A 3,869-nucleotide genomic window follows, 5' to 3' on the forward strand; every position below is an offset into this window, starting at 1 on the left:
CAAGCTTGTAGATGCCGGCCTTGAAGGTGACCTGCTTGCCGCCCTTGCCGTCGCGCACATACGTCAACGTAGGCGTGTGATGGTAATAATTCTGCGAAACGGTAATGTTTTTGTTCTGCGTCGTAATCGGAAGATTCACATCGCCATTGGCCGGATACAGCTTCGACGGGAAAACATGCAGATTGTTATAGGAGAGGTCCAAATCCGGTATCGAAGTACCCTTTACGACACCTGGGAATGCAAACATTTGCAGGCCAACACCCTCAGATGCCTCTGAATTTCCACTAGCAGTATCAATAGATTGAAGACCAGTGAGGTACTGGACACCATTCAATGACTTGATACGTTCAGTGGTACCAAGTGCCTGATACGCATCGTAAAAATCCCACTTGCCATTGTCATAAGGACCGGTAACCCAAGACAGGATATCGTCTACGGAATTGCCGGAAAGGTCTTCGCCCGGGAATTCATTGCGGACTTCCTGATCCACCAGCTTGCGCAGCACTTCATCAGGGAAGTACTTGGTCATGGTGGCGTCCCAGTCGGCCGGCAGCTTTACCTCGCCGCCCGCCTTGTTGGCGAGCATGTGCGCCTGCGCGCGGTCATGGACCGCGACCGTCGCATCCGTCTGGGCGGCGGCCGTGGTGTGGTCATCCGTCTGGGAATCGGCCTGCGTCTTGTTCGCAGGAGTTGCCGTGGCACCGGTCTGCCCGACGCCGGTCGCAGTGCCGTTCTGCGCCGCGTCGGACTGCCCGGCGTCCTCGTCATTCGAAGCATCGGCCTGCGCGCTGTCCGCCTTGGCGTCGGACGCGGCGGCCGTGCCGTCTTCATCCGCCTTTTCCGAATCATCGGCGGCTTCTACAGACCCCCCCCGACACGTTCGAGCTGCTGTTGCGCGGAGGTTGAAGAGGTCTGTTCAGCGCCGGCGGCCTCGGCAGCGGACGCTGAAGGAATGTTCATCAAGCAGGTGCAGACGGCGGCGATCATTGCCAGAAGCACCAGCATCGGGCGCACACCGAATCGGTTTTTCGCATGTCCCGGTATGCCTACAGTCCATTCTCCCAAACGGTGCATCATGTCTTCCTCTTCCCTTGAAGCATCTTCGCAGAGGCCATCCTTGCCCATAAGGGCAATTATGTTCATATGACGCACGGCATTCGTCGCAATCCGTCATACTGCTTGCTGCGAGACGACCATTGCCTCGATACAATCCATAAATACCCCCATGCTATGACATCAACACCCTAAAAATCACAATGTGGAACAATTTCGAACATTTCGGAAAGCATCGCACGCCAAAGAAAAATGGCAACCTTGTGCAACTCCGAGCAACCATCCGCCATTCACCTTATGCTGAATGGTGTTTTCATCACACGAAAACCCGCACGACGCCATGTGCGGCAGGCATAGCAGCCATCAACAGAACCAAGTCAAAGGAGAAGCATGGGGATTAGACACCAAGCCAAAATACTCGCCGCCACAGGCGCGGCGATAGCGACCTTGGTCGCATTGGCGGCGCCGACCGCACTCGCAACCGGCAACGGCACCAACGTCGAGGCCACCGGCACGGTCAAAGCGGCGCAACCCGCCAAGGACGCCGATCCGGCGAACCTCAAATACGAGGCCGAGAACCTCTACTATCTGTCCAACAACAAAGTCGAACAGTACGACGACGGCGCCAGCAACGGCGGCTGGGTCAAATCGGGATTCACCAACAAAACCTATTCGGGACGATTCGACGGCACCAAGGACTACGTCGGCTTCTATCTCAACATCCCGCAGGACCTGAGCCACCAGTACCAGCTCAAGATCGGCTACCGTGCGGGCAGCTCGCGCGGCAGCTTCAACGTCAGCGTCACCAGCGGCGCCACGACCACCCAGGTCGGCACGCTCGACCAATACGCGGGAAGCACCTCATTCAGCACCTGGACCGGCACGAAGAACATCGCCTTCGACGGCGGCGGCACCGCATACGTGAAATTCGAGCTCAACGGCAAGAACTCCGCAAGCTCCGGATATTCCAGCGGCATCGACTACATCCAGCTGGTGAAGACCGACAAGGCGAACGCGGACTACCATGAGACCACCGCGAAGGCCGGCACCACCTACTATGTGTCGAACGACGGCGACGACAACGCCGACGGCACCAGCCCCGAAACCGCGTGGAAAACCATCGACAAAGTGAACCAGACCGTCGGATTCGGCGCGGGCAGCAAGATCCTGTTCCAGCGCGGCGGCGTATGGCAGAACGAAACGCTCGCGGTGCGCGGCAACGGCTCCGAGAACAATCCGATCACCATCGGAGCCTACGGCGAGGGCGCGCAACCGCAATTCAAGGGCAACGGCAAGGTGGCGGACGTCATCTACCTGCACAACCAGAGCCACGTGACCATCGACAACCTCGACGTGTCTAACGCCACCGAAGGCTTCACCGGCAAAACCGACGGCATGACCGCTGCGAACGCGCAGAAGGTCGGCGACTTCCGTGCCATCCACATCACCGGCGACAACCAGTCCTCCACCAGCGAGGCCGTGGCATCCTCGGACGTGACCGTGCAGAACAGCACCGTGCACGACGTGTCCGGTCTTGACCTGTGGATCAACAGCCTGAACAGCACCGACTCGCTGAGCAAGCCCAACGGCAAGTACCCGGGCGCGTTCGGCAGCGGCGGCTGGGATTCATCCAAGCGCACCGGCGGCATCTTCGCCGAAACCGCGGGCGGCACCGGACCGGCGACTTTCGCGAACGTGACCGTGCACAACAACACCATCACCAACGTGAGCTTCGGCGCGTTCACCATCAAGCAGTGGGACGGCATCGGCAGCGCCAAGAAGTGGGCGCAGACCTCCCGCGACGCCAAGGCCCCGGAATACGCGGATTCGAACTTCCATCCGCACACCAACGTCGAAGTCACCGACAACACCATCGACCAGACCGGCCAATACAACGGCGACGGCATCTACGTGACCTCCACGCGCGGAGCGCATGTGCAGGGCAACTGGGTGAAGCAGCCGGGCGTGTGCGGCATCGAACTGTACTTCGTCGACAACGCCGTGGTGGAGAACAACGAGGTGTTCCAATCGATGCGCAAGGCCGGCGGCGGCGATTCCAACGCGCTCGACCCGGACCGCCACACCACCAACGCCATCTTCCAGTACAACTACGTGCATGACAACGGCGATGGCGTGCTGATCTGCGGATTCGCCTACAATTCCACGATCTTCCGCTACAACGTGTTCAAGGACAATTCGGAGATCTGGATCCGTGACTCCGTCGGTGAAAAGGGCGGATTCATCGGCTTCTACAACAACATCCTGCTCAACACGAAGGATTCGCAGTACAACGGAAGCTCCACGAACATCACCTTCGCCAACTCGAACGGCGGCGGCGGATCGGCCGACACCTGGGAGTACCGCAACAACATCTTCGTGAACACGTCCGATAAGATCACCTCCACGTCGTTCGGCAGCACCAGCACGAAGAACAGCTTCGACACCAACGTGTTCTGGGGCCCGGGAGTCTCGACCACGGGAACCAACGCGCTGAACATCGATCCGAAGTTCAAGGACCTCGAAGCCGCGAAGAACCTCGGCTCCGGCACCGACGCGCACCACCGCGTCACCGACTTCAGCTCGCTCGAGCTCGCTGAGGACTCCCCGCTGCGCTACATCAGCGGCTGGAACTACAGCGCCGACGACCACAGCGGCCAGATCGTGTCGAAGACCAACGGTCTCGACTACTCCGGTACCGCGGCGGTGGACGGTAAGACCACCATCGGCCTGTTCAACGTGAAGCAGTCCGACCTGCAGGGCAACGGCACCGTTTCCGGCACCGTGAAGAATGCATCGGGCGCCGGCGTCGAAGGCGC

The 3,869-nt window shown here is 59.6% G+C and carries 2 protein-coding genes and 1 pseudogene; 1 reads left to right on the forward strand and 2 read right to left on the reverse strand.

What is annotated here, in order from left to right; translation table 11 throughout:
• Together B3C64_RS07635 and B3C64_RS07640 are read right to left on the reverse strand one after the other, a co-directional pair.
• Window positions 1-586: hypothetical protein (locus B3C64_RS07635; RefSeq protein ID WP_291534876.1), on the reverse strand; the 586-nt coding region annotated here is incomplete at its 3' end.
• A gap of 272 nt (window positions 587-858) precedes the next feature.
• Window positions 859-1,125 (reverse strand): hypothetical protein, encoded by a 267-nt coding sequence (locus tag B3C64_RS07640; RefSeq protein ID WP_291534877.1) that lies wholly within the window; start codon window positions 1,123-1,125, stop codon window positions 859-861.
• 318 nt (window positions 1,126-1,443) lie between these two features.
• On the opposite strand from B3C64_RS07640, the pseudogene B3C64_RS07645 reads away from it, so the two are divergent.
• Window positions 1,444-3,869: pseudogene (locus B3C64_RS07645) on the forward strand (hypothetical protein); the annotation flags it as partial.

It is taken from the genome of Bifidobacterium sp. UBA6881 (assembly GCA_002451435.1).
GTDB lineage: Bacteria > Actinomycetota > Actinomycetes > Actinomycetales > Bifidobacteriaceae > Bifidobacterium.

Excerpts from the sequence above, each read along its gene's own strand:
- B3C64_RS07640 (WP_291534877.1), bottom strand. The coding sequence starts at position 1,125 with ATGGGCAAGGATGGCCTCTGCGAAGATGCTTCAAGGGAAGAGGAAGAC.